The following is a 23,104-nucleotide window of genomic DNA, read 5'->3' as shown; positions in this document are numbered from 1 at the left end:
TCATGAGCGTGCCCACCGTCGACGCGCGGCGATTCGGCAGCGGTCTCGCCGGGGACGGCGCCACCGACCAGAAACCGGACCGCAGGGGTGCGCCCGATCTGCCTCCGCGGCGCGGTCGCAGTCGTCTCGCACCCGGACGGCCGATCAAGTTCGGCCTCGCCATCGGGCCCTCGATCCTGCTCATCGCCTGGGTCGTGGCGTCGGCGACCGGGCAACTCGATCCGAAGACACTGTCCGCGCCGTGGACCGTGGTGACCACGGCGTGGGATCTGATCGGCGACGGACGTCTGCAGAGCAATCTGTTCACCTCCGTACAGCGCGCGGTCCTCGGCGGTGTGATCGGTGTCTTCGTCGGCGTCGTGCTCGCACTGATCTCGGGTCTGTCCCGGATCGGGGAGGCACTCGTCGACGGTCCGGTGCAGATCAAGCGGTCGATCCCGACACTCGCACTGATGCCACTGGCGATCCTGTGGTTCGGCATCGGCGAGGAGATGAAGGTCCTTCTCATCGCCCTGTCGGTGTTCGTTCCCGTCTACATCAACACCTACTCCGCGCTGCGCGGCATCGATTCCCGATACGTCGAACTCGCCGAGACGTTGGATCTGTCTCGCGCGCAGTTCGTCCGGCGGGTCGCACTGCCGGGCGCACTCCCCGGATTCTTCACCGGCCTCCGTATGGCAGTGACGGTGGCGTGGCTCGCCCTCGTCGTCGTGGAGCAGGTGAACGCGACGAGCGGGATCGGGTTCCTGATGTTCCAGGCCCGCACCTATGGGCTCACCGACATCATCATCGTCGGTCTCGTGGTCTACGCAATCCTCGGCTTCGGCAGTGATCTGCTGGTCCGTTCGGCGGAAAGGAAGGCGCTGGCATGGCGCAAGACGATCGGAAGCTGACCGTCCGCACCTCGGGTCTGAGCCGGGGATTCGACGGGCGCGCGGTTCTGCGCGATGTGAATCTCGAGATCCGCGAAGGCGAGTTCGTCGCGTTGCTCGGGCGCAGCGGATCCGGCAAGAGCACGTTGCTGCGCGCCCTCGCCGAACTCGACCACGGCGTACCCGGAGCCGGGGAGATCGAGGTGCCCCGCAACCGGGCAGTGGTGTTCCAGGATTCGCGGCTGCTGCCGTGGGCCCGGGTGCTCGACAACGTCATCCTCGGACTCGGTGGTTCCGACGCGACGGAACGCGGCCGGAAGGCACTCGCCGAAGTGGGGCTCGCCGGTCGCGAAGCGGCGTGGCCCAACGAACTGTCCGGTGGTGAACAACAACGTGTTTCGCTCGCACGGTCGCTCGTCCGGGAACCCGCACTGCTGCTCGCCGACGAACCCTTCGGTGCACTCGACGCTCTGACGAAGATCAAGATGCACGCGCTGCTCCAGGAATTGTGCGCGGTCCACCGGCCGGCGGTTCTGCTGGTCACCCACGACGTCGACGAGGCAATCGCCCTCGCCGACCGCGTGCTGGTGCTCGATCACGGGTCGCCGGCTGTCGAACTGTCGATCGAGCTGTCCCACCCCCGAGCGGCACACCCGCTGCAGACAGCCGACTACCGGAGGATCCTGCTCGAAGCGCTCGGCGTCGAGGTCGCAGCCTGAGCTTCCGGCACAGTGACACCGCCGGGGGTCCGGCACAATGACACCGGTGACGACGCTTCGTTCCTGGCTCAGCCCGCCTGCGCAGAACCCCGCCACGCCGCTCGACGCACCTGCACGCCGCGCGCTGTGGATCGAAATCACGATCGTTCTGCTCGTCACGTTCGGGCTGAGCGGTATCTCGTCGATCCTGTCGCTTCTCGAGGCCGCCCTCGCGCCGGAGCCTTTGGCGGACCAGACGATCGCACTGAATGCCCCGCGGTCGTCCCAGGAGTTCATCGATCTCGCACGTCAGCTACTCGGCATCCTCCGACTGGCGGCGTGGGGAGCGCTCGGGATGTATCTGCTGTGGCGAAGCGGCTTCGGCCCGAAGGTGGTGGGGCTGGCCCGGCCGTATCTCCGTCGGGACGTACTGCCGGGTGTGGGGCTCGCCGCCCTGATCGGCGTCCCGGGACTGCTCTTCTACCTCGCCTCGCGCGCGGTGGGCGTGAATCTGACGGTCGCGCCCAGTGTGCTCGAGGACTATTGGTGGCGGCTGCCGACGGAGGTGCTGTGGGCGATCGCCAACTCCGGTGCCGAGGAGATTCTCGTCGTCGCGTACCTCATCACCCGGCTGAGGCAACTCGGCTGGTCGGAGAACGGTTCGCTGGTCGCGTCCGCCCTCCTGCGTGGCAGTTATCACCTGTACCAGGGGCTCGGCGGCGGGGTCGGCAACGTCGTGATGGGCTTGGTCTTCGGGCGGTTCTGGCAGCGCACGGGCAAGTTGTGGCCCCTCGTGATCGCCCACGCACTGATCGACACCGTCGCATTCGTGGGATACCAGGCACTCCGAGGACAGGTGTCCTGGCTGCCGTGACCGTACAGTTGTGCGAGTGAACGGCGATCCTCGCGACTCTCGGAACCGGCCGCGGCCACCGCAGGGACTCCCCCCGCAGGGACCTCCCCCTCAGCGGCCCGCGCCGCTCCGGCGTCCCGCCCCTCCGCCCCGGGCGACGCCGCCTCCCGAGGGTCCCCAGGTGATCCGCCGCAACGGACGGGCCGCGCCGCCGCCGCAGGCATGGTCGCAGGCCCCCACTCCCACCTACCGTCCACCCGCCGGATCGCCTCCTCCGCGTCGGCAACCTCCACCTCCACGCGAGGTCGCGCCGCAGCGGGACGCGGCCCGCAACCGCGACTGGGCGCCGACGCAACGCCCGGAACGGTTCGCCGACGAACGCTCGCGCGGCGGCACTCCGCCGCCGCCCGTCGTTCCCCCCGTCCGGCGCAAGCCCGCCGCACAACCGGAACCGCGACGGCCACGCCCCGGTGGCGGGCGACGTGCGATGCGCCGGCTGGGCGCGGTGCTGGCAATACTCCTCGTCGCGGTGATCGGCGGAACGATCTACCTCGACGGCACGCTCGACCGGGTCGACGCGCTCTCCGCGTACGACGGGCGCGGGGGTGACACCCCGGGCACCAACTGGTTGCTGGTGGGCTCCGACAGTCGCGTCGGGCTCACTCCGGAACAGGAACAGGAACTCGCAACCGGTGGCGACGTGGGCACCGACCGGACCGACACCATCCTGCTCATCCACGTGCCGAGCGGCGGTGGTGAGACCACCATGGTGTCGTTGCCGCGCGATTCGTACGTGAACGTGCCCGGCTTCGGCCAGGACAAACTCAATGCGTCGTTCGCGCTCGGCGGTCCCCAGCTGCTCGTAGAAACCGTCGAGAGCGCCACCGGCGTGCACATCGACCACTACATCGAGATCGGGTTCGGCGGTTTCGCGTCGATCGTCGACGCGGTAGGCGGCGTCGACATCTGCATCCCCTACCCGATCGACGATCCGCTGGCCGGCTTGCGCCTCGAGGCAGGCTGCCAGGAATTGAGCGGGCCCGAGGCCCTCGGGTTCGTGCGTACCCGCGCCACTCCGCTCGCCGACCTGGACCGGATGAACAACCAGCGGTTGTTCCTGTCTGCCCTGCTGGGCAAGGCGACCAGCCCGTCCACGTTCCTCAACCCGTTCCGTTCGGTGCCTCTCGCCACCGGCGCGGCCGGCTCGGTGCAGGTCGACGAGGACGATCACCTCTGGGATCTCGCGCGACTGGCGTGGGCGATGCGCGGCGAGACGTTGACGGCGACGGTGCCGGTCGGCGGCTTCGAGGACGTCTACGGCATCGGCAACGTGCTGTTGTGGGACCGTGCCCGCGCGGTGCCGTTCTTCGATGCGCTGGCGAACGATCAGCAGATCCCCCCGGAATTGCTGACGCCGGGACCCTGATGAATCGGGGTTCCGGAGGAGGATATTCCCGTCCGTCGTTTCGGGGATTTATTCGGCGAGGCAACCCTGAATTGACCAAGGCAAGCCGAAGCTCCGAAGAGTCAGCCTAGCCAAAGCTTGGATGAATTATCGCCTGACCTGCATTAACGTCTTGATCATGACGACAATGGGTGAAACGCACAAGACCAAGTTCCATTCGCTGCTGCACGACCAGATCCGCAACGAATTCAATGCGTCGCACCAGTACATCGCCATTGCGATTTTCTACGACAACACCGATCTTCCCCAGCTCGCGAAGCACTTCTATGCGCAGGCGGTCGAAGAACGCAATCACGCCATGATGATCGTCCAGTACTTCCTGGACCGGGACATGGCCGTCGATCTCACCGGGGTCGACGCCGCCCAGTCGATGTTCGACAATGCGCGCGAACCGATCGCGCTGGCTCTCCGTCAGGAGCGGTCGGTGACCGACCAGATCGTCGAGCTGGCCCGCACCGCGCGCGACGAGGGCGACTACCTCGGCGAGCAGTTCATGCAGTGGTTCCTGCAGGAGCAGGTCGAGGAGGTCGCCACGATGACGACGCTGCTCACCGTCGCCGACCGCGCCGGATCCAACCTGTTCAACCTCGAGGACTTCGTTGCGCGCGAGCTCAACTCGAAGGCCCGCGACTTGCGCGGTAATGCGCCGACCGTCGCAGGTGGCAGCATCTGACCTGTAGCCCTCAGGACCGAATGCCACAGTTCGCCGGATCGCTCCGGCGGCTGTGGCATTCGGCTTCTTCGGGACAAATCAGCCGGTAGACAGATCAGCGCAGTGTGATCTGGCGGCTGCGGATGCCGTCGCGCGAGCGGAGTTCGGCCGACGTCAGCGGTTCGTCCACGGCGAGGGCCTCATCGAGGCGCGCCCCCAGTTCGAGGACCGGTGTCACCCACTCGTCGGGGTGCTTCTCCCGGTCGAGGTCGAACACCGGGACCAGCAGGCCGTGGGTGCGGAACGATCCGGCGAAGCGCGATCCCTCACCGAGGTGCAGGCCACCTGCCGCATGCACCCGCGACATCGCCGCCATGAGTGCGTCCTCGTCCTCGGGCCGAACCCACCGCAGGTGCGCCTTCTCCCCGGGGTCGACCCACCACGCGCCGACCAGGCCTTCGCCCTCGAGACGGGCGGACGGCAGTACCGCACTGTTGGCGTGCTGCACGGTGTGGGCGATGTCCTGGCTCGGCTCGACGCCGGCCGGAATCCACCAGTTGAAGTCGTTGTGCACTGTGATCGGCGGAACGACGGTCGCGTCGAGCAGATCGACCAGCGACGGGGTGTCGTCGTCCACCGTCGCCGTCTGCAGGGAGTTTCCGGGCTCGGCGGTGCGCGCCCACTCGATCGCCGCGGCGAGTTCTCCGGCCGGATCGGGGCCGTACCCGCCGGCGAGTTGCAGGCCGACGTACGCGACCGTCTCGTCACCTTCTTCACGGACCAGCGCCGCGACGCCGCCCGGGAGGATGGTCGCGCCGACGATCTTGCGTCCCGTTTCCGTCAGCGGGAGGTCGACCAGGGCGGACGGGACGAACTCGCGCAGCGCCACCAGGTCGCATTCGAATGCGAGGCCCTCGAACGGCCGCGCGGTCGCGGCAGCGGCCGCTTCTCGCTCCAGGCGTCGCTGTTCGAGCTTGGCGGCGCGGTTGGCGCCGGGCTTGGGTCCGCTGTTTCTCTTGCTCTTCTTGGCCACGGCGCCAAACTACACGCCCGGCAATTTCCCCCGGGCTATACGCCGTGAGCAGCCTCGAGTTGCAACCTCGTACGCCCCGGGTGGTTGGTGGCCACCCATCCGACGCCGAGTTCCCGGCACAGTTCGACGTCGGCGGGGTCGTCGACGGTCCAGCAATACGTCGCGCGGCCGGACGCTGCCGCGCGGTCGACGAGATCGTGGTGTTCCCGCAGCGTCATGATCGACGGTCCGATCGCGGTGGCCCCGACCGTGGTGGCGGCACTGCCCCGGAGGTATCGGGACGTCTCGCCGAGCAACACCGTGGGCAGCAGCGGAGCGGCGCGCCGGACCCGCCAGACCGCGCTGCCGGCGAACGACATCACCACCACGCGGGAGAAGTCGGCAGACGCCGGCGTCGCGAGTCCGAAGCTCGCCAGGGCGTCGAGCAGTTTCGCCTCGACGAGGGCGCCATAGCGGACGGGATGCTTCGTCTCGACGAACAGTTTGACCGGCACACTCGTCCAGTCCATGACAAGTTCGAGCAGTCGGTGCAGGGTCAGCAGTTCCGCCGGTTCACCGGGCTTGCCGTAGTCGAACTGGGACAGCTCGGCGAGGGTCATCTCGCTCACCGCGCCCGTCCCGTTCGACGTGCGGTCGATGGTGCGGTCGTGGATGCACACGAGGTGGCCGTCGCTGGTGAGCCGCACGTCGCATTCGAGGCCGTCGGCACCTTCCGCGAGCGCAAGTTCGTACGCGGCGAGGGTGTGCTCCGCCTTTGCGGCGGACGAGCCACGATGCGCCACGACCCGGGGACGGTCCACGGTGCTCACCTGCTCGCCACCGTTTCCGGTGCGCCGGCGTCCTCGTTCGGAGAGCATTCCGGAGCGGCGGCGGCAGCATTGTCTTCTTCGACGGGTGCGGATGCTGCGCGTGGCACGATCGGGGCGATGGGTGCGTACACGGGGCCGGTGGCGGGCGTGAATCTGCGATGACGCAGCGGCCGACCCCAGAGGTCGGTTTCGTCGAGCAACCGCACCACATACAGGGTTGTCGACGCGACGACCGCGGCCAGCGCCGCAGCGCACGCGGCGAGCAGCACGCCGTCGGCACGGGCCTGCAGCGTGTCGAGCTGACGCCACAACACCATCACCACGAACAGCACCGCGTCGAGCGCCCACAGCGACCACCAGATCCGGATCGCCCGCAGCAGCCGGGGGTCGCGGCCGGCGACCTCGGTGAGAAACACGCCCGGCATCGCGAGGTTGACTCCCGGCACCACGACACCGAGCAGGAGCGCGAGCGGTGGCCGGGGATCCGTCTCTCCACGTTCGGCGAAGATGTATTGACGCAGATAGATCAGCCTCAGAGCGCACGCGACGGCTGCGGCCAGTGCGATGAGCGGTGCAGCCACCTGCGTCGCCCAGACCGCGGCGTCGGATACCGCCAGAGCGAGCGGATCGACGAGCCGGGTCCGGTTGAAGACCAGCAACCCGTAACGGAACGCTTCGGCGAGAGCAGCCAGCCCGAACACGACCGCCGCCCCGACGAGGAGCGTGGGCGCGAGATCGGCGATCGCCTCGCTACGGCTCGGTTCGTCCTCGTCATCGACAGGCACCGGATCGGTCAGACCCCATCGCGGTATCTCGCGGTACGCGGGCGTGGGTCCCATCGGCCGGGTGCGTGTCGAACGTTTGCCTGCGCCGAGCGGCACGGCCGGGCGCGCGACCCAACGGAAGTTGCGGCGCGACGGAGGAACCGGGGCATCCGCCGGGACGGGTGAGAGGAGGACACCGCGGCAGGACGGGCACCACTGCCGGGGTTGGTAGGTCACCGGCCAGCGGTTCTCACAGCGAACGCAGATCTGGTAGGCAGCCATCAATAGATCTTCGCGGGTTCGTCACCGTCGGAAACCAAGGGCAGACCGCTCTTCTGCCACGCCACCATGCCACCGTCGACCTGGATGGCGTCGTAGCCGATGCGGTTGAGGTATTCGACGGCGCCGAGCGAACGTCCGCCCTGGCGGCACACCACGTACACCTCGGCGTCGATATCGATGTCGTCGAGTCGCGCCGGAACGTCGGCCAGGGGAATGTGCACTGCACCCGGGGCATGTCCGAGGGCCCATTCGTCGTCTTCGCGTACGTCGAGGAGCACGGCGTCGGCGCTCGTCTCGGGCACCTCGTCCACAGACACAGACACAGAGGGGACGTCGCAAAAGCTCACGTTCCCAATAGTGGCACGTGCCGTAGGGCGATGCAGCCAAGGACACCACCCCGTGCACTCCCGTCACTTTCCCATGCGGCGTGTGCTGGAGTTATCCACAGTTTCCACAGGTTCATCCCCAGGCTCCACGCCGGGTGGGGATGCCGACTTGGGGTAGGTCACAGGTCGATCGATCGTCGGGACGCCGCGGAAACCGAGGCGCCTGAAATGATGGATCCATGGAACTACGAATCTTCACCGAACCTCAGCAGGGCGCCACGTACGACGACCTTCTTACCGTCGCACAGACAGCCGAACGCCTCGGGTACGGCGCGTTCTTCCGTTCCGACCACTACCTGGCCATGAACGCCGACGGCCTGCCGGGACCCACGGATGCGTGGATCACTCTGGCCGGTCTCGCACGCGACACGTCGACGATCCGGCTCGGCACCCTCGTCACCTCGGCGACGTTCCGTTATCCCGGTCCACTCGCGATCGCCGTCGCACAGGTCGATGCCATGAGCGGTGGCCGTGTCGACTTCGGTTTCGGTGCAGGATGGTTCGAGGAAGAGCACCTCGCCTACGGAATCCCGTTCCCCGCGCTGAAAGACCGTTTCGATCGCCTCGAGGAGTCGCTGGCCGTGATCACCGGCCTGTGGGACACCCCGGTCGGTGAGTCCTTCTCCTACGAGGGCGAGCACGTCCGGATCGAGAACTCGCCGGCGTTGCCGAAGCCGCAGCAGCACCCCCACCCGCCGATCGTGATGGGCGGCGCCGGAAAGAAGCGCACCCCCGCCCTCGCGGCCCGGTACGCCGACGAATTCAACGTCCCGTTCATGTCGGTCGGCGACACCTCGATGTTGTTCGAACGCGTCGCAGGTGCCTGCCGGGACGCCGACCGCGATCCGGCCGAGCTGACGTACTCGAATGCACTGGTGCTGTGCTGTGGCCGCGACGAGGCCGAGATCGCCCGGCGCGCCGAGCGGATCGGACGGGACGTCGCCGAACTGCGGGAGAACGGTCTCGCGGGCACCCCCGAGGAGGTCGTCGAGAAGATCCGGGCCTACGCGGCCGTCGGCTCGCAGCGCATCTACCTGCAGATGCTCGACCTCGCCGATCTCGAACACCTCGAGCTGGTCGCGCAGGAGGTCATGCCGGCGGTGCGCGACCTGTAGTCGCCAACAGCTGCTCGGCCACCGCCGAACTTCAAGACGCGATACGCCCGGCCGCGACTCGCAGCCGGGCGTATCGGGCCGAGCGGATCAGGCTCCGAGGCCGACCGGGCAGCTCACCCCGGTCGCGTGCACGGGGCAGTATCCGTTGGGGTTCTTGGCGAGGTACTGCTGGTGGTAGTCCTCGGCGTGGTAGAAGTCGGTCAGCGGCGCGATTTCCGTGGTGACGGCGCCGTATCCGGCCGCAGCGAGGCGCTCGCCGTACGCTTCGGCCGTCGATTCGGCCAGTTCGATCTGGTTCTCGTCGTACGTGTAGATCGCCGAGCGGTATTGGGTTCCCTGGTCGTTGCCCTGCCGCATTCCCTGCGTCGGGTCGTGGTTCTCCCAGAACTCCTGCAGGATGCGCGCGTACCCGATCACCTTCGGATCGAAGACGACGAGCACCACCTCGGTGTGGCCGGTCCGACCGGAGCACACCTCTTCGTAGGTGGGATTCGGGGTGTAGCCGCCTGCGTAACCGGCGGCTGTGGAATAGACGCCTTCGAGCTGCCAGAACTCCTTCTCGGCACCCCAGAAGCAACCCATTCCGAGCACCGCGGTCTGCAACCCGTCGGGGAACGGAGGCACGATGCGGTTGCCGTTGACGTAATGGGTTTCGGGAACGGCCACGGGCTCGGCTCGCCCGGGTAATGCGTCCTCGCGAGCCACCATCTGCGACTTGGAACCTGCACGGGCCAGAATCTCTTCGAACCAGGACATGTCCCGATGCTACGCGCGAGGTCCCGTGGTGGCCGGTTGCGCAACCACCGCGCGACTCCGGTTGAGCCACCGGGTGCTGATCCATCGTGCTGCGGGGAGTTCCACAGCCCGGTAGACCACCTCGGCGACGAGCCCGCAGCCGATGAGCAGACACACGATCGCTGCGGTCTGCCCGACCACACCGACGGTGTTCTCGTAGATCCGGTACATCACGAGGGTGTGGGTGAGATAGATGGCGTAGCTGCGCGTCGCCACCCAATTGACGGACCGCAGGTGCGCGAGGCGGCCGTCGTAGCGGGAGACCAGCACGACGCAAGCGAAGACCACTGTGATCGTCCACAGGTAGCGGGTTCCGGCCCAGTAGACCTGGGTGTCGGTGGCGAGCACGATCACGTGCACCTGCGCCAGCAACGCCAGGACAAGCCCCCGCCCCGAGATCAGCCCCGCCCACCCGAGGTAGGCGATCTGCCCGAGGAACACCGTCGGAAGCGTCGCGGCGATCCTCGACAGGAACGGCACGCTGTACGGCTCGGGGATGTACAGGTTGTAGACGAGCACCAGCATGCACAGCACAGCCCCGAGCACGGGGATGATGACCGGGTTGGCTCGCAGGAGCGATCGGCCGGCGACGCAGTACAGATAGAAGGTGATCTGAACGGCGAGCGTCCACGTCACCCCGAGCACGGCGACCTGTGGTTGCAGGAAGAATGCGCCGAGGACGAAGCTCAGCGCCGCCTCCGAGTTCGAGATGCCGGTGTGGCCGCTGAACATCCCGTTGATGCCGAGGCGGACCAGGACGATCGCGGCGAGGATGCACACCCAGAACGCCGGGAGCAGGCGCGCGGCGCGGGCGATGAGGAAATGCCGGGGCGACTGCCGCATCGCCGAGCGGGTGATGAGCAGACCGGTGAGCATCATGAACGCCGCGACCCCGACGAAGGACAGGTGCTGGTTGAGCCCCGCTCCCTCGACCAGGACCCGGTACACCACGTCGATCCCCCACCAACCGGTCCCGAGATCGTCGATCAGGTAAAAGGAAATGTGTGAATACACGACCGCGAGCACTGCCGCGAAGCGCAGCAGATTGACGCCTGGCAGATCCACGCGCGGTGCGTCGACCCCGCTCGCGGGTTCGTTCAGGAAGGGCCGATACACCGCCCAATGCTAAGGTTCGGCCCGCCGGCGCCGGCAATCGGTCCAGGTCGACCGAGGTTTCTGCTGGTAGCAGGACTGGTAGCAGAGCTCCCCCGCCCGAAATCTCCGATTCTCGCACCGCGGGTCCGGAGCCGCCTTCGCGCGCGTCCGGGTGACACCCGACGTTGCGGGAGGTGTACTTATGAGTTGGGGTGGAAACCCACACAGTGTTGGGAAACCACACAGTGTTGTGGTGACACCCGCAAAGGCACGGAAACAACCGCACGGGCCCTACCGGGCTCGCAGAGAAGGGACCCTCGTGGCTGAGTACACACTTCCGGAACTGCCCTACGACTACGCTGCGCTCGAGCCGCACATCTCGGCAAAGATCATGGAGCTGCATCACGACAAGCACCACGCGACGTACGTCGCCGGTGCCAACACCGCGCTCGAGAAGCTGGCCGAGGCTCGTGAGAACGGCACGCTGGCGGCTCAGGCAACCAAGCTCGAGAAGGATCTCGCCTTCCACCTCGGTGGCCACACCAACCACTCGGTGTTCTGGCAGAACCTGTCGCCCGAGGGTGGCGACAAGCCCGAGGGTGAGCTGGCCGCCGCGATCGACGACGCGTTCGGTTCGTTCGACAAGTTCCGCGATCACTTCTCGGCGAACGCGAACTCCATCCAGGGCTCCGGCTGGTCCATCCTGGCCTGGGACTCCATCGGGCAGCGCCTGCTCATCGTCCAGCTGTACGACCAGCAGGGCAACATCCCGATCGGCCTGACCCCGCTGCTCATGCTCGACATGTGGGAGCACGCCTTCTACCTGCAGTACCAGAACGTGAAGGCTGATTACGTCAAGGCGTTCTGGAACATCGTCAACTGGGCGGACGTGCAGGCTCGCTTCGCACGCGCACGCACCCAGACGGCCGGTCTGATCGTCTAGACCCCGCAACGCAGGACGGTACGAACCAACGGTTCTGCCACACGAACGGAGGGACGCCGCGTCGCGGCGTCCCTCTTGTCGTTTCGGCACGACCGGCACGCTGGCACTCGGCGCCTCTTGTGTGCCAGCACGAAAAGTCGGCATTCTTCGTCTACCGGCCGAAGGGCCGGAACCGGCTGCAACGGCGCGACCGGACCAGCTCTACCGGCTCAGGAGTGGGTTCGATGACGGATTATGCGAGCGGCCACATCGGTCTCGCCGCCTTCCACACGGCGGGAGCACTACGCGGATTCGTCGTGTCGGGCAGGTGGCCCGAGACGACACGGGAGTGGGCGCAGGTGCTGGCGCTGACGGTGCGGGTGGCGTCGTTACCCGGGTTGCTGCCCACGTCGACCGTTTTCGGGGTCAAGGAGGAGTTGCCGGAGGATCCGGAGCCCGGGACGGTCGGGTTGCTGGTAGCCGAGGGCCCTGTCATCGGGGTCGACGCCGTGACGCCGGAGCGCTTTGCGGACAGGCAGCCGTCGGCGCTGATCATGTTGCATCCACCGTCGGAGACGACGCCGACGCTGCCCGAGAATTCGGGTGCCGCATCCGGGTGTGTACTGCTGCCGGGACTGCCGCATCTCGGTCTCGATCACCGCGCAGCGTGGGTGGAGGCCGAGCCGGACGGAACGGTGACGTCGCTGGTGAGCAGGGTGGGAGTCGATCCGGGCAGCGATCCCGACACTGCAATTCTGGCGATGCTGCTCGCTGCGTGAAGCCCAGCCGCACAGGAGAGTTCGGTTCTCCGAAACCAAGCACGGCCTTTACCGACGGGGTTTGTGTCCGTATCGTTTGCCGTGCGAAGGGGAGTAGCCCCCAATCGCCGAGTCGACATACTGGCTGTCCCGCGTGAGCGGACCGCCCGGCACGGCGAACCGGACCATCGTCCGGTGGGCGAGACCTTCGGCCGTCGGCGCACCGTGCGCTCGGCGTCCGGAGGAAGCCCCATTTTCCTCCAGCGAGTGAGGAGGGAATGCCGATGTGGTCCGCCGTCGTACTGAGCTTCGCGGTCATCTTCGTCGCCGAACTCGGTGACAAATCCCAGTTGATGGCGATGACGTTCGCCTTGCGCTATCGCTGGTGGGTCGTGCTGTCGGGCATCCTGTTCGCCACCACCGCGGTACATCTCGTGTCCGTCGGGGTCGGCCATTATCTCGGCGTCGCCATCCCGTCCGTGGCGATGTCGATCGTCGGGGGCATCGCGTTCCTGTTCTTCGGTTTCTGGACGTTGCGCGGGGATTCACTCGACGACGGCGAGCAGTCCAAGGCCGGGCGGGTCGTGCGTTCCGCATTCCTGGCCGTGGTCTCGGCCTTCTTCCTTGCCGAACTCGGCGACAAGACGATGCTCGCGACCATCACCCTCGCCGCCGACAACGACTGGGTGGGGGTGTGGATCGGATCGACCGTCGGCATGGTTGCGGCGGACGCGCTCGCAATCGTCGCCGGTGTCGTGCTCGGCCGTCACCTGCCGGAGAACGCGATCCGGCTCGGGGCGTCGGCACTGTTCTTCGGTTTCGGCGCGTGGATGCTCGGTGACGGACTCGCCCCGGACTCGCCTGCGATCGGTCCGGTCGCCGGCGTCGTCACCCTGGTGGTGGCCGCGGTGGTCCTCGTCTTCGTCGGTAAGCGCACAACCCGGCGGACCCCCACGGACATTCCGACGCACGTCGAACCCTGATTCGGGGCAGGACGCCCCGAGCGGGCTCGGCGACCCTCTGATCGCTTACGCTCCGAAGAGTATGCTTGCCGATAGGCAAATACTTCGAGGAGCTGAATGACACCACCGACGGGAAACAACCGCTTCGACGACGAAGACCTCCACGGCCTGCGGATCGCCGTGGGCCGGATCGCCCGGAACGTCGGGCGCTCAGCCGCCGACGAGGGGCTCACCCGCTCCCAGTCGCTGCTGCTCACGACAGTCGCGCGACACGAAACCATCGGAGTGCGCGAACTCGCGGAGTTCGAGGGACTCAACCCCACGATGTGCTCACGGATGGTCGGAAAACTCGAAGAGGCCGGCCTCGTCACGCGGTCTTCCGACGCCGACGACAAGCGCGTCGTCCGCATCCACATCACCGCAGCCGGTGCTCGCCTCTCCGACCAGTTGCGCGCGCGACGGACAGCGATGTTCGCCCGGCACCTGGGTGAACTGGACGACGACCGTCTCGACGCGCTCCACGACGCCCTGCCCGCACTCGAAGCACTCGGCGAGCTGATGTGCCGGAGCAGGGAGGTACGTGAGTGACTGTCCTCGACGACATCCGCGGACAGACGTTCGCCGCACTGCGCGGCCCCAACTTCCGTCGCTACATCAGTGGCCAGGCCGTCTCGCTCGTCGGCACCTGGATGCAGATCATCGCCCAGTCCTGGCTCGTCCTCGAGCTCACCGGCTCGGCGACGGCCATCGGCATCGTCCTCGCGCTGCAAACCGTCCCGATGCTCCTGCTCGGTCCGTACGGCGGCGTCGTCGCCGACCGCACCGACAAACGCAGGCTCATGATCGGACTCCAGAGCCTCATGGGCGTCCAGGCGCTCGTGCTGGGCGTGCTCGTCGTCACGGGCACCGTCGAGTTGTGGCACGTCTACGTGCTCGCCGTCCTGCTCGGGCTCAATCAGTGCTTCGAAAACCCCGCCCGGCAGTCGTTCATGCTCGAGATGGTCGGCCCCGACGACCTGCGCAACGCCGTCAGTCTGCAGTCGGTTCTCGCATCGTGCTCCCGCATGATCGGCCCGGCCGTCGCGGGAGTCGTGATCGCCGCCGGCGGTATCGGCCTGTGCTTCCTGCTCAATGCCGCGAGTTTCGTCGCCGTCGTGGCGTCACTGCTGACTCTCGACGTCTCCAAGCTGGTTCCGTCGCCACCCGCCGCCCGGGCTCGGGGGCAGCTACGCGAGGGACTGGCGTACGTGCGCAGCACACCCGACCTCGCCGTGCCGCTGCTGATGATGGCGCTGGTCGGCTGCCTCGCCTTCGAGTTCCAGGTGGTACTTCCCGTCCTCGCCGACCAGACCTTCGACGCGGGCGCCGAGGCGTACGGCCTGCTCACCGCCGCGATGGGTGCCGGCTCGGTGGTCGGCGGGCTTCTCGTCGCAACCTGGGGCCGCACGGGCACCAAACCCCTCGTCGTCACGTCGCTCGCCTTCGGTATCGCCCTGACCGTGGCCGCAGCAGCCCCGACCATGCCCGTCCTGGTGGCGACGATGGTGATCGTCGGCGCTCTGAGCGTGACGTTCACGTCCACCACCAACAGTTCACTTCAGCTCACGGCCGCACCGACGATGCGTGGCCGCGTGATGGCTCTCTGGTCGGTCGCCTTCCTCGGCTCCACCGCCATCGGCGGACCGATCGCCGGCTGGGTCTGCGAGCAGGGCGGTGGACGAGCGGGCCTGCTGCTGGGCGCCGCCGCATGTCTCGTCGCCGCGGCGATGGGCGGCGCGGTGCTGCGCCGACGGGTTGCGCCCGAGCCGACACCTGCACGCTAGGGTTCGTGACGGACCACACACGCGTGCCGCAAGGCCCGGACGAGGAGTTACGAACAGTGGAAATTCAGGGATCTGCCGCACTGGTGACCGGCGCCGCATCCGGCCTCGGCGCAGCCACCGCCCGCCGCCTCACCGCAGCCGGAGCGACCGTCTTCGGTCTCGATCTCGAGCAGTCCATCGAGCGCGTCGGCGATGCGGCGCCCGAGGGCGTCACGCTCATCCCCACCGACGTGACCAGCGGCGAGGAAGTCCAGTCCGCGGTCGACCGCATCGTCGAGTCGGGTCTGCCGCTGCGCACCGTCGTCAACTGCGCCGGCGTCGGCTGGGCCGGCCGGATCCTGTCGAAGAACGGCCCGCACGACCTCGAGCTGTTCCGCACGGTCATCACCGTGAACCTGCTCGGCACCTTCAACGTCATGCGCCTGGCCGCCGACGCGATCGCCAAGACCGAACCTGTCGACGAGGCAGGACAGCGGGGCGTGGTCATCAACACCGCCTCCGTCGCCGCGTTCGAGGGCCAGGTCGGGCAGATTGCCTACTCCGCGTCGAAAGGTGGCGTGCACGGCATGACCGTCCCCGCCGCGCGCGACCTCGCGCAGTACGGCATCCGCGTCGTCACCATCGCGCCGGGCATCGTCGACACCCCGATGCTCGCGGGAGTCACCGAGGAGTACCGCAAGGGCCTCGAGGCCGGTGTGCCGTTCCCGTCGCGCCTCGCACAGCCCGCCGAGTACGCCCAGCTCGTGCAGATGATCGTCGAGCACGACTACCTCAACGGCGAGACGATCCGCATGGACGGCGCACTGCGCATGGCGCCGCGCTGATCTGCTGCGCACTGCACCCTCCGACGACGCGGTGAGGTCACGTTCCGGCGTGGCCCGCCGCGTCGTCGCGTCGGGTCACAGATCGTCGATGTGCGGAATCTCCAGCACCGCTCGATCGGTCATCCACTCCCGCAGGATCTTCGTCGCGATCACATCGTCCTCGTTGTACTCGAGCAGTCGCGTCCGCTGACTCGGATCCGGTTCGCCGTCCAGCCCGGCGGCCTCGCGGTACCAGCTCATCGAGGCCTCTCCCCCGGCCTCGTCGTCACGCCAGTGGTGGCCGGCGATCGGGGCTACCTTCTTCAGTCCCTTGCCGTTGGGGCACACGAACTGGTCGGTGACGGCCTGGTAGACGTCCACCCATTCGGGTGATCCGATGAACGCCTTGATCTCCGACTCCGGCGGTACGCCCGGGAACCCGCGGAACCTCCGTGCCGACGACAGCAGCCACTTGTCCTCGGCCGACCTCGAATAGCAGTACGCGGCGAACGTCTTGCCGCGACGCTCGGCGGTCCGCCGCTGATCCGAAAGCCACGTCCAGAATTCGGCGAACGACCGCGCTTCGTCGTCGGTGGGTACCGGGTCCCAGGTCACGAACGGCCGGTACTCCGACTCCGGCCCGGAGTTGAGCAGCGTTCCCCACAGGTACGCGCCGTGCTCATGGAAGCTCTCCATGTCGATGTCGACCTCGATGTCGGCGCGGTGCACGTGCACGTGCCGGTAACGGCGGACCAGCGGGGCGTCGGCGAGCCACGCCTTCGCGATGACCACAGCATCCTCGAACGGGCCCTGCGGCCAGACTTCCGGCGGTGCGCCCTCCCAGCCGGCGAGACCGTCGATGGTGTGGACCCCGAGTTCGCGCAGCACCTCGGCGCGTTGTCCCGACGCCACCAGCGACACGTCGCGTTCCCGGGTGAGTTCGGCGCGGCAGCGATCCCACCACGGGCAGGTCCGGCATTCCCCGATCTGCGACGGTTTCGTCGGCGTCCGGCCGCGAGCGATCTCCACCCGGTCGGTCAGCCGCGCGTCGTATTCGTCGAGCACGGCGGTGAGGTCGTGCACCAGAATGCAGTCGCCGCCGTACCCGATCGCCCCCGCGACCTGCGCGGGACTGGCGAGACCGTGACGCTCGAGCATCCGGAAGAGATGCGCCACACGCATCTGGTCGCGGACCTGGCTGCGCACCTTGCGGGTCTCGTCCACAGCAGGCTTCCACTCGAACAATCCGCTGGTCGTAGCGCCCTGGCCCGGATCGGTGACCTTGTGGTTCACGACGATCACCGGGATGTAACCGCCGCGGACGGTGTCGCGCAGGAGAATCTCCGACCGGCCCCGGCGTCCGGTGTCGACCTCGACGGGCAGGACCGCGCCCCAGATCCGGTCCGCGCCTGCGCGGCAGGCCGCGAGTGTCTGTTCGGCGCGTTGCGACATCGAGCCGTCCGGGCCGATCAGCACCCACCCCTCCGGATCGGCCTCGAACAAGCGTTGACGGATCGCTTCCCGATGCGCGGTCGCGGCTTCCTGCCGCTGGCGCGCGCCCGAGTTCTCGGCAGCACCTGCCAGCTCGTACGGGTACGTCGCGTCGAGGTACACCCGGTGCCTGCACCGCGTCAGCGCACTCGCTTCGACAGAAACGGGTGTTCGCCGCAATTCACCGGTTGGCTCCACAACGCTCCAGGGTATTCGCTGCGCACGGATCCCCTCGCACCAGCACCGTCACGTTAGGCTGACGCGGGGCGCCGGAGCGTCGTGTCGTACCGAATGGAGGGTGCTGTTCGATGGGGTTGTTCACACGGAAACGTCGCGCCACTCGCAAGGCGGAAGCGAAAGCTCTCAAGCACAGGGCCAAGCTCGAAGCGAAGCTGGTGGCGAAGAACCAGCTCAAGAACGACCGGCGGGCAGCGAAAGCACAGCAGAAGCTGAGCAAGAAACTCGCGAAGTCGCAGGTCAAGCTCGATCAGGAATTGCTGAACTCGCAGTCCAAGATCGAGAAGGAACAGATTGCAACGCTCAAGGCGCAGAAGAAGGCCGCGGAGAGTCAGGGCCTGAACGCCGCCAAGGTGCGCCGGTACCTGGGGGTCGCGCGTCTGCTCGCGCCGGTGCTCGTGCCCATCGTCTATCAGGCTGTGACGGCGTTGCGCGGTCAGCTCGACGCGCGACGCGCCCAGCAACTCGGTGTACCCATCGACGCGCTCGGCACGTACACGGGACACGGTGCGCGCCTCAGTGCCCGCATCGCCGGAGCCGAGCAGTCCCTCACCAAGATCGAATCCCTGCATCAGAAGGATGCCGAGACGCAGAAGTTCGCGACGGCGATCCGCGGTCGTCTCACCGACCTGACCGCAGCGGTGCAGGCGGCCGAACAGATGCCCGGTGCGCGTCGCAAGTCGGCTCACGCCGCGATCTCGTCCGAGCTCGACGGCATCGAGGCCGATCTGCTCGCCCGGCTCGGGGTCCGCTGATCCAGAAGTGAACACGAACCCGGCCCTTCTCGGCAGCACCGCGGGCATCACGACCGCGGCGCTGGCGGTGGCTGCGCACGGTACGGCAGGAGGCGGGGTGCCTTCCGGCCCCGCCTCCGCGCTGCTGATCGCCGTGGCCGCGGGGGTCGGGGTCGTGGGAGCGCAGGTTCCGGCGTTGCCGCCCGTCGCACTTCTCGCTCTCGGGCAGCTCGGCACCCACGCGGTTCTCTCCGCGCTGACGGAAGGCCACCCGCACACGTCGGGGTCGATGTTCGTCGCACACCTCGTCGCCGTCGCCGGTTGCGCGATGCTGATGGTCGCCGCGTCCCGGCTCTTCGGCGCGTGCAGCACCGCCATTCACGCCGTGACGCTACGGCTCGGGGGTGTGCGGGTACCGGCGTCCCTCGTTCCGACGAGGACCACCGGACCGCTGGTCTGGGGCCGCGCTCCCCCGGCCATTTCCCGGAGGGGACCACCGGTCACGGGGTAATGCCCGGCCGTATTCCCTCTCGAGAAAGCTCTACCTATGAAGAATTCTTTCACCCGCGCCATCACCGGCGCGGGCGACACCGCTGCTCCGATGCTCGCGAGTTCCGGCGTCCGCGCAGGTCGGCGCCGTGCTCCGGGGACGGCGCTCACGAAACGCCTTCTCGTACTTCTGGCGACCTTCGTTGCCGCGCTGTCGCTCGCGGCCGGTCCCGCAGCGGCGCATTCCGTCGTGCTGTCGAGTTCGCCGGAGGACGGCGAGCAGATCGCGCAGGCACCCGAGCGGGTCAGCGTGACGTTCAACGAGACCATCCAGGAGCAGTTCGCGAGCATCACCGTCGTCGGTCCGGACGGCAACCTGTGGTCCGAAGGCGACCCGATCGTCGAAGGCTCCACGGTGAGCATCGCAGTGGACGGCCTCGGTCCCGCCGGCGAGTACACGATCGCATTCCGGGTGACCTCCACAGACGGACATCCCGTCAGCGGCACCCGCACCTTCGTCCTCACCCAGGAAGGCACCGGAACCGCCGGTGAACCTGCCTCGGGAGTGGCTGCCGACACCGCCGAGGCCGACGACAGCGACACGGGCGGACCCGCGGTGTGGTGGTTCGTCGTCGCCGGTGCGGTCGTGATCGCCGCCGGACTGGGCTTCGCCCTTCGCAAGCCGAAGGCATGATCGGATGATCTCGGTGCGCCGGCGGTGGCTTCTCGGTGCCGCCGTCGGCGTACTCGCCGGCACCGTCGCCGGAGTGGCATGCGGCTGGATGCTCGCGACCCCGGAGGCGTCCAGCTGGGTTCGGGCGCTGTCGGTGGGCACAGGATCGACCGTGCTCGGCATCGCGGTCCTCGCCGCGATGATCCGCGGTGAACGCCGACCCGGAATCGAACCCGACGACGTGTGGCGCGCGATCGCGGCACTGAGCGGAGCATGGCTCGCGCTCGAATCCGTCCAGCTCGTCCGGGAGGCCGCGTCCGCAGTCGCCGTTCCGGTGGGCGACCTGCGCGCCGGCTTGTTCGCCGAATACGTGGCGACCGCCGGTTCCGGGCGCGTCGAAGCGGCCGCCTGGCTGTGCGTCGCCGCGTGCTGCATCGTCGCGGTAGTGGCGTACCGGCGGTCGGCGTCGTGGTCCACCGCTCCGGTACTGGTCTGCGCGGCGCTGGCGCTGATCGCGCGGCCCGCGACCGGGCACATGGCTCAGCAGACGCTGGGTTCCCTGCTCAATGCCGCGCATGTCCTGGCTGCCGCCGTCTGGTTCGGGGTCCTGGCCGCGCTGGCCCTCCTCGTGCGTAGACGCGGCTCGTGGGCGCAGCTTCTACCGCGCTACTCGTCGCTCGCACTGCGGTGTGTGGCAGTCCTCGCGGCGACGGGCGTCATCGACGCCGCGGTCCGGCTCGGCTCGTTCACCGCGCTGTTCGGCACGGGTTACGGCCGCATCGTGCTGGCGAAGGCCGCTGTACTCGCGACGCTACTGGTGGTGGCGTGGACCTGGCGCCGCACGTGGGTGCCGGCCGCTGCGTCACATCGCGCCACCGCCGACGTGTCGCTGCGCAACGCGGTCGTGGAAGTGTGCGGCATCGCCGTGGCCTTCGGACTGGCCGCCGCCCTCGCCACCGCACCGTGATCCGTACGCCCCGATCACATCCCACAGGTTCACTCAGGTCACTTTCCCCGGGTCGATGCCGCAGCCCGTCGCAGGTCACCGACGAGTGACCGCAGGGCATCGTCACGGCCCGAGCGGGCGCGGAGAACCGCCGACGGATGGATGGTGACAACCACCGCCGGGTCCCCGTTCTCGCGGAATTCGTCGGGCAGGCGCAGTACCTCGCCGCGATGTTCGGTGAGCTTGAAACCGGTGCCCAGGAGCGCCTGCGCCGCACTTGCCCCCAGGCACACCACGACCTCGGGGCGTATCGCTTCGAGTTCTGCCAGCAGCCAGGGCCTGCACGCCGCGATCTGTCCACCGGACGGCCTCTTGTGGATCCGGCGTCGGCCGTTCGCCGAGCGGTCGAAGCGGAAGTGCTTGACGGCATTGGTGGTGTAGACCGACTCGCGGTCGATGCCGGCCTGCTCGAGTGCCTTGTCCAGCAGATACCCTGCCGGTCCGACGAACGGCTCCCCGGCTCGATCCTCCTGGTCTCCGGGTTGCTCACCCACGAGAAGTATTCGCGCGCTCTCGGGCCCGGCACCGAAGACGGTGCGGCCGGCCGCCTTGTACAGATCGCATCCGCGGCAAGTGCGTGCCGCCGCCGCGAGGGCGGGCACGTCGCGGGTATCGGGAAGGTACTCCTCGGCACCTGGATAAATCACCACGCCGACGGAATACCCCCTTCCTCTGCCGACCCGCCACCGCCACCGTCACCGGAGGCGGGTGCGACGTGCGGTCTTCCGGTCGGACCCATCAGGCGGGCACGACCGGTCGATGTCCGACGGTGCGACCCAGACCGACAGCGACCAGAACGGCGGTGATCGATCCTGCCGCCATGATGGCGGCGAGCACCACCACCTGGAATCGTCCTGCCTCCACGGGTGACAGTCCCCCGAAGATCGCGCCGACAAAGGCGCCCGGGAGGGTCACCAGGCCGGTCGTCTTGGTCTGGTCGGTCGGCGGAATCATCGCCGCGTGCACCGCAAGTCGCGCATGCTCGGCGGTGGCCTGTCGCATCGTCGCGCCCAGCGCGAGCCACCCCTCCACTTCGAGCCATCGGTCGGCGACGATCTCATGGAAACGTCGTCCCGCGAGACTCGCGACGGTCATCGCGTTGCCGATGACGATTCCGCCCAACGCCAGCGCGTAGCGGGGCGTGGCCTCCACCGCGCCGCTGACGAAGATCACCACGAGGGCGACACCGACCCCCAGCAGCATGGATCCTGCGACGATGGCGCCGATGCGCACACTGCTCCCGACGCGGCGCGCTGCGGTCCATCCTCCGACCGAGAACATGACGAGGAGAACGACGCCGACCCATCTCGCGTCGGTGATGACTCCGGTGAGCACGACGCTGATGACGGCGAGCTGGAGTCCACCCCGCGCGAGGGCGTACAGGGACGAGAACTTGTGCGGCACCCCGAACAGCCACAACACCGAGGTTGCCACCGCGGCCAGCGCGATGACACCGATCAGTGTGCGGAGCAGCACCTCGGGGTCGTCGATCATCGGGAATGAGCGTATCGACCCGGGCATGCCGGAGGGGCGCCATGCGCGATACGGTCGAAGTATGGCACGCAAGACCGCTGTCCGCCGTCAGGAACCCGGGTCCGACGACTACCTCTACGAGCCCACCGAACGCAGGATCCGGGGGCAATGGTTCGACCGGACGATCGTCGACAGCGAACGCGCATTGCTGGTCTGGGCGCCGGGGAAGCCGGTGCCGTTCTACGCGTTTCCCCGCGACGACGTCCGTCTCGATCTGATCGCGGCGTCGCTGTCCCCGAGTCGTAGTCGACCGGACGTGTGGCAGTGGTACGACGTGACGGTCGGTGACCGTCGTGCGTACGCGGCGGTCTATCAACTCGATGTCGAGGGCCTCGACGATCGTCTGGTGTTCCAGTGGTTCCGCCACGGCGAGACCGGACCGGGCGACGAGGTCGACGAGGGCGAACGCTGGTTCGAGGAGGAATCCGAAGTGTTCACTCATCCACGCGATCCGCATCATCGGGTCGATGCCCTGCGCAGCGGACGCCACGTGCGTGTCGAGATCGGCGGTACCACCGTCGGTGACACGCGCAACCCGGTGCTCGTCTTCGAGACGGGCCTGCCGACCCGCTACTACCTGCCGCCCGGCGACGTCGACTTCTCGGTCCTCGAGGAGTCCGACCGGCGAACGAGTTGCCCCTACAAGGGGACCGCCCGGTACTGGTCGTTCGTCGGACAGCCTCGGGCGGAGAACGTCGCGTGGTCGTATCCCGAACCGTTCGCCGCCGTCGCGGACATCGAGGGCTACCTGTGCTTCTACGACGACGCGGCGGACATCACCGTCGAGGACTGAACCGGACCTTCGGTAATAACGTTCTTATTGGGAGAGAGCTTGGATTGCATCCGAGAATATT

At 67.9% G+C, this 23,104-nt stretch carries 26 protein-coding genes; 17 read left to right on the top strand and 9 right to left on the bottom strand.

Translation table 11 applies throughout. The annotated features are described in order from the left end of the window. Positions 1-2: 2 nt before the first annotated feature. The 5 genes from RDCOP1_RS13490 to RDCOP1_RS13470 all read left to right on the top strand — a co-directional run bounded on the left by RDCOP1_RS13490 (position 3) and on the right by RDCOP1_RS13470 (position 4,561). A complete protein-coding gene (locus tag RDCOP1_RS13490) occupies positions 3-893 on the top strand; it encodes an ABC transporter permease (RefSeq protein WP_072701283.1) in 891 nt (296 codons plus the stop codon). After that, positions 869-1,591 (top strand): ABC transporter ATP-binding protein, encoded by a 723-nt coding sequence (locus tag RDCOP1_RS13485; protein ID WP_072701281.1) that lies wholly within the window; start codon positions 869-871, stop codon positions 1,589-1,591. Before RDCOP1_RS13490 ends, RDCOP1_RS13485 begins: the two co-directional genes overlap by 25 nt. 37 nt (positions 1,592-1,628) lie before the next feature. Next, a complete protein-coding gene (locus RDCOP1_RS13480; protein WP_072701279.1) occupies positions 1,629-2,444 on the top strand; it encodes a CPBP family intramembrane glutamic endopeptidase in 816 nt (271 codons plus the stop codon). 160 nt (positions 2,445-2,604) lie between these two features. Next, the gene (locus RDCOP1_RS13475; protein ID WP_231922859.1) at positions 2,605-3,849 is read left to right on the top strand and encodes an LCP family protein; all 1,245 of its coding nucleotides are present in this window, start codon (positions 2,605-2,607) and stop codon (positions 3,847-3,849) included. 157 nt (positions 3,850-4,006) lie between these two features. After that, on the top strand, positions 4,007-4,561 hold the full coding sequence (locus RDCOP1_RS13470) for a ferritin (RefSeq protein WP_072701275.1): 555 nt from the start codon (positions 4,007-4,009) through the stop codon (positions 4,559-4,561). Positions 4,562-4,655: 94 nt separating this feature from the next. Here RDCOP1_RS13470 and RDCOP1_RS13465 read toward each other — a convergent pair whose 3' ends face one another. The 4 genes from RDCOP1_RS13465 to RDCOP1_RS13450 are packed head-to-tail and all read right to left on the bottom strand — an operon-like array spanning position 4,656 to position 7,775. Then, positions 4,656-5,573: a DUF5926 family protein gene (locus tag RDCOP1_RS13465; RefSeq protein WP_072701273.1), complete on the bottom strand. Its 918-nt coding sequence runs from the start codon at positions 5,571-5,573 to the stop codon at positions 4,656-4,658. A 35-nt stretch (positions 5,574-5,608) separates the two neighbouring features. Continuing rightward, on the bottom strand, positions 5,609-6,382 hold the full coding sequence (locus RDCOP1_RS13460; protein WP_072701510.1) for a glycerophosphodiester phosphodiesterase family protein: 774 nt from the start codon (positions 6,380-6,382) through the stop codon (positions 5,609-5,611). Further along, a complete protein-coding gene (locus RDCOP1_RS13455) occupies positions 6,379-7,428 on the bottom strand; it encodes a DUF4328 domain-containing protein (RefSeq protein WP_072701271.1) in 1,050 nt (349 codons plus the stop codon). Before RDCOP1_RS13455 ends, RDCOP1_RS13460 begins: the two co-directional genes overlap by 4 nt. Next, complete coding sequence (locus RDCOP1_RS13450; RefSeq protein ID WP_072701269.1) at positions 7,428-7,775, bottom strand: rhodanese-like domain-containing protein; 348 nt, start codon at positions 7,773-7,775, stop codon at positions 7,428-7,430. The genes RDCOP1_RS13455 and RDCOP1_RS13450 overlap by 1 nt, the downstream gene beginning before the upstream one ends. A gap of 218 nt (positions 7,776-7,993) precedes the next feature. Between RDCOP1_RS13450 and RDCOP1_RS13445 the strand changes: the two genes are divergently transcribed. Continuing rightward, entirely contained in the window at positions 7,994-8,929 is a 936-nt protein-coding gene (locus tag RDCOP1_RS13445) for an LLM class F420-dependent oxidoreductase (protein WP_072701267.1), read from the top strand. Positions 8,930-9,016: 87 nt separating this feature from the next. Here the strand turns inward: RDCOP1_RS13445 and msrA are convergent, their stop codons facing one another. Continuing rightward, positions 9,017-9,685: a peptide-methionine (S)-S-oxide reductase MsrA gene (gene msrA / locus RDCOP1_RS13440; protein WP_072701265.1), complete on the bottom strand. Its 669-nt coding sequence runs from the start codon at positions 9,683-9,685 to the stop codon at positions 9,017-9,019. A gap of 9 nt (positions 9,686-9,694) precedes the next feature. Beyond that, entirely contained in the window at positions 9,695-10,789 is a 1,095-nt protein-coding gene (locus RDCOP1_RS13435; protein ID WP_072701508.1) for an acyltransferase family protein, read from the bottom strand. 349 nt (positions 10,790-11,138) lie between these two features. On the opposite strand from RDCOP1_RS13435, the gene RDCOP1_RS13430 reads away from it, so the two are divergent. From RDCOP1_RS13430 to RDCOP1_RS13405, 6 genes are all read left to right on the top strand, one after another. Beyond that, positions 11,139-11,762 carry a superoxide dismutase gene (locus tag RDCOP1_RS13430; protein WP_072701263.1) on the top strand — a complete coding sequence of 208 codons (624 nt, stop codon included), beginning with the start codon at positions 11,139-11,141 and terminating at the stop codon, positions 11,760-11,762. A gap of 224 nt (positions 11,763-11,986) precedes the next feature. Next, positions 11,987-12,520, top strand: a complete 534-nt coding sequence (locus tag RDCOP1_RS13425) for a peptidase (RefSeq protein ID WP_072701506.1) — start codon at positions 11,987-11,989, stop codon at positions 12,518-12,520. Between the two features lie 263 nt (positions 12,521-12,783). Then, positions 12,784-13,482, top strand: a complete 699-nt coding sequence (locus tag RDCOP1_RS13420) for a TMEM165/GDT1 family protein (RefSeq protein ID WP_072701504.1) — start codon at positions 12,784-12,786, stop codon at positions 13,480-13,482. A 96-nt stretch (positions 13,483-13,578) separates the two neighbouring features. Then, the gene (locus RDCOP1_RS13415) at positions 13,579-14,049 is read left to right on the top strand and encodes a MarR family winged helix-turn-helix transcriptional regulator (RefSeq protein ID WP_174555811.1); all 471 of its coding nucleotides are present in this window, start codon (positions 13,579-13,581) and stop codon (positions 14,047-14,049) included. Next, positions 14,046-15,284, top strand: a complete 1,239-nt coding sequence (locus tag RDCOP1_RS13410; protein WP_072701261.1) for an MFS transporter — start codon at positions 14,046-14,048, stop codon at positions 15,282-15,284. The genes RDCOP1_RS13415 and RDCOP1_RS13410 overlap by 4 nt, the downstream gene beginning before the upstream one ends. A gap of 56 nt (positions 15,285-15,340) precedes the next feature. After that, a complete protein-coding gene (locus RDCOP1_RS13405) occupies positions 15,341-16,108 on the top strand; it encodes an SDR family NAD(P)-dependent oxidoreductase (RefSeq protein WP_072701259.1) in 768 nt (255 codons plus the stop codon). Positions 16,109-16,183: 75 nt separating this feature from the next. Here the strand turns inward: RDCOP1_RS13405 and RDCOP1_RS13400 are convergent, their stop codons facing one another. Next, a complete protein-coding gene (locus RDCOP1_RS13400) occupies positions 16,184-17,776 on the bottom strand; it encodes a TM0106 family RecB-like putative nuclease (protein ID WP_072701257.1) in 1,593 nt (530 codons plus the stop codon). 110 nt (positions 17,777-17,886) lie between these two features. Between RDCOP1_RS13400 and RDCOP1_RS13395 the strand changes: the two genes are divergently transcribed. From RDCOP1_RS13395 to RDCOP1_RS13380, 4 genes are all read left to right on the top strand, one after another. Further along, positions 17,887-18,570, top strand: a complete 684-nt coding sequence (locus RDCOP1_RS13395) for a DUF6474 family protein (RefSeq protein WP_072701255.1) — start codon at positions 17,887-17,889, stop codon at positions 18,568-18,570. A 7-nt stretch (positions 18,571-18,577) separates the two neighbouring features. Beyond that, on the top strand, positions 18,578-19,060 hold the full coding sequence (locus tag RDCOP1_RS13390) for a hypothetical protein (RefSeq protein WP_072701254.1): 483 nt from the start codon (positions 18,578-18,580) through the stop codon (positions 19,058-19,060). A gap of 90 nt (positions 19,061-19,150) precedes the next feature. Beyond that, positions 19,151-19,732, top strand: a complete 582-nt coding sequence (locus RDCOP1_RS13385) for a copper resistance CopC family protein (protein WP_072701500.1) — start codon at positions 19,151-19,153, stop codon at positions 19,730-19,732. A gap of 4 nt (positions 19,733-19,736) precedes the next feature. After that, the gene (locus RDCOP1_RS13380; RefSeq protein ID WP_072701253.1) at positions 19,737-20,678 is read left to right on the top strand and encodes a CopD family protein; all 942 of its coding nucleotides are present in this window, start codon (positions 19,737-19,739) and stop codon (positions 20,676-20,678) included. A gap of 38 nt (positions 20,679-20,716) precedes the next feature. Here RDCOP1_RS13380 and RDCOP1_RS13375 read toward each other — a convergent pair whose 3' ends face one another. Beyond that, the gene (locus tag RDCOP1_RS13375; RefSeq protein ID WP_072701252.1) at positions 20,717-21,367 is read right to left on the bottom strand and encodes a UdgX family uracil-DNA binding protein; all 651 of its coding nucleotides are present in this window, start codon (positions 21,365-21,367) and stop codon (positions 20,717-20,719) included. An 88-nt stretch (positions 21,368-21,455) separates the two neighbouring features. Then, the gene (locus tag RDCOP1_RS13370) at positions 21,456-22,211 is read right to left on the bottom strand and encodes an ABC transporter permease (protein WP_072701251.1); all 756 of its coding nucleotides are present in this window, start codon (positions 22,209-22,211) and stop codon (positions 21,456-21,458) included. A gap of 61 nt (positions 22,212-22,272) precedes the next feature. On the opposite strand from RDCOP1_RS13370, the gene RDCOP1_RS13365 reads away from it, so the two are divergent. Continuing rightward, complete coding sequence (locus tag RDCOP1_RS13365; RefSeq protein ID WP_072701250.1) at positions 22,273-23,043, top strand: DUF427 domain-containing protein; 771 nt, start codon at positions 22,273-22,275, stop codon at positions 23,041-23,043. Positions 23,044-23,104: the final 61 nt, after the last annotated feature.

Origin of the sequence: Rhodococcus coprophilus NBRC 100603, from assembly GCF_001895045.1 — a bacterium.
GTDB lineage: Bacteria > Actinomycetota > Actinomycetes > Mycobacteriales > Mycobacteriaceae > Rhodococcus > Rhodococcus coprophilus.
The sequence above is the reverse complement of the archived record's forward strand: the minus strand, read 5'-3'. Positions and strand labels throughout refer to the sequence as shown.

Coding starts and splice junctions, on each gene's coding strand:
- RDCOP1_RS13395 (WP_072701255.1), top strand. CDS start 17,887: ATGGGGTTGTTCACACGGAAACGTCGCGCCACTCGCAAGGCGGAAGCG.
- RDCOP1_RS13485 (WP_072701281.1), top strand. CDS start 869: ATGGCGCAAGACGATCGGAAGCTGACCGTCCGCACCTCGGGTCTGAGC.
- RDCOP1_RS13490 (WP_072701283.1), top strand. CDS start 3: ATGAGCGTGCCCACCGTCGACGCGCGGCGATTCGGCAGCGGTCTCGCC.
- RDCOP1_RS13365 (WP_072701250.1), top strand. CDS start 22,273: ATGGCACGCAAGACCGCTGTCCGCCGTCAGGAACCCGGGTCCGACGAC.
- RDCOP1_RS13455 (WP_072701271.1), bottom strand. CDS start 7,428: ATGGCTGCCTACCAGATCTGCGTTCGCTGTGAGAACCGCTGGCCGGTG.
- RDCOP1_RS13415 (WP_174555811.1), top strand. CDS start 13,579: ATGACACCACCGACGGGAAACAACCGCTTCGACGACGAAGACCTCCAC.
- RDCOP1_RS13425 (WP_072701506.1), top strand. CDS start 11,987: ATGACGGATTATGCGAGCGGCCACATCGGTCTCGCCGCCTTCCACACG.
- RDCOP1_RS13470 (WP_072701275.1), top strand. CDS start 4,007: ATGACGACAATGGGTGAAACGCACAAGACCAAGTTCCATTCGCTGCTG.
- RDCOP1_RS13420 (WP_072701504.1), top strand. CDS start 12,784: ATGTGGTCCGCCGTCGTACTGAGCTTCGCGGTCATCTTCGTCGCCGAA.
- RDCOP1_RS13480 (WP_072701279.1), top strand. CDS start 1,629: ATGACACCGGTGACGACGCTTCGTTCCTGGCTCAGCCCGCCTGCGCAG.
- RDCOP1_RS13445 (WP_072701267.1), top strand. CDS start 7,994: ATGGAACTACGAATCTTCACCGAACCTCAGCAGGGCGCCACGTACGAC.
- RDCOP1_RS13385 (WP_072701500.1), top strand. CDS start 19,151: ATGCTCGCGAGTTCCGGCGTCCGCGCAGGTCGGCGCCGTGCTCCGGGG.
- msrA (WP_072701265.1), bottom strand. CDS start 9,685: ATGTCCTGGTTCGAAGAGATTCTGGCCCGTGCAGGTTCCAAGTCGCAG.
- RDCOP1_RS13370 (WP_072701251.1), bottom strand. CDS start 22,211: ATGATCGACGACCCCGAGGTGCTGCTCCGCACACTGATCGGTGTCATC.
- RDCOP1_RS13380 (WP_072701253.1), top strand. CDS start 19,737: ATGATCTCGGTGCGCCGGCGGTGGCTTCTCGGTGCCGCCGTCGGCGTA.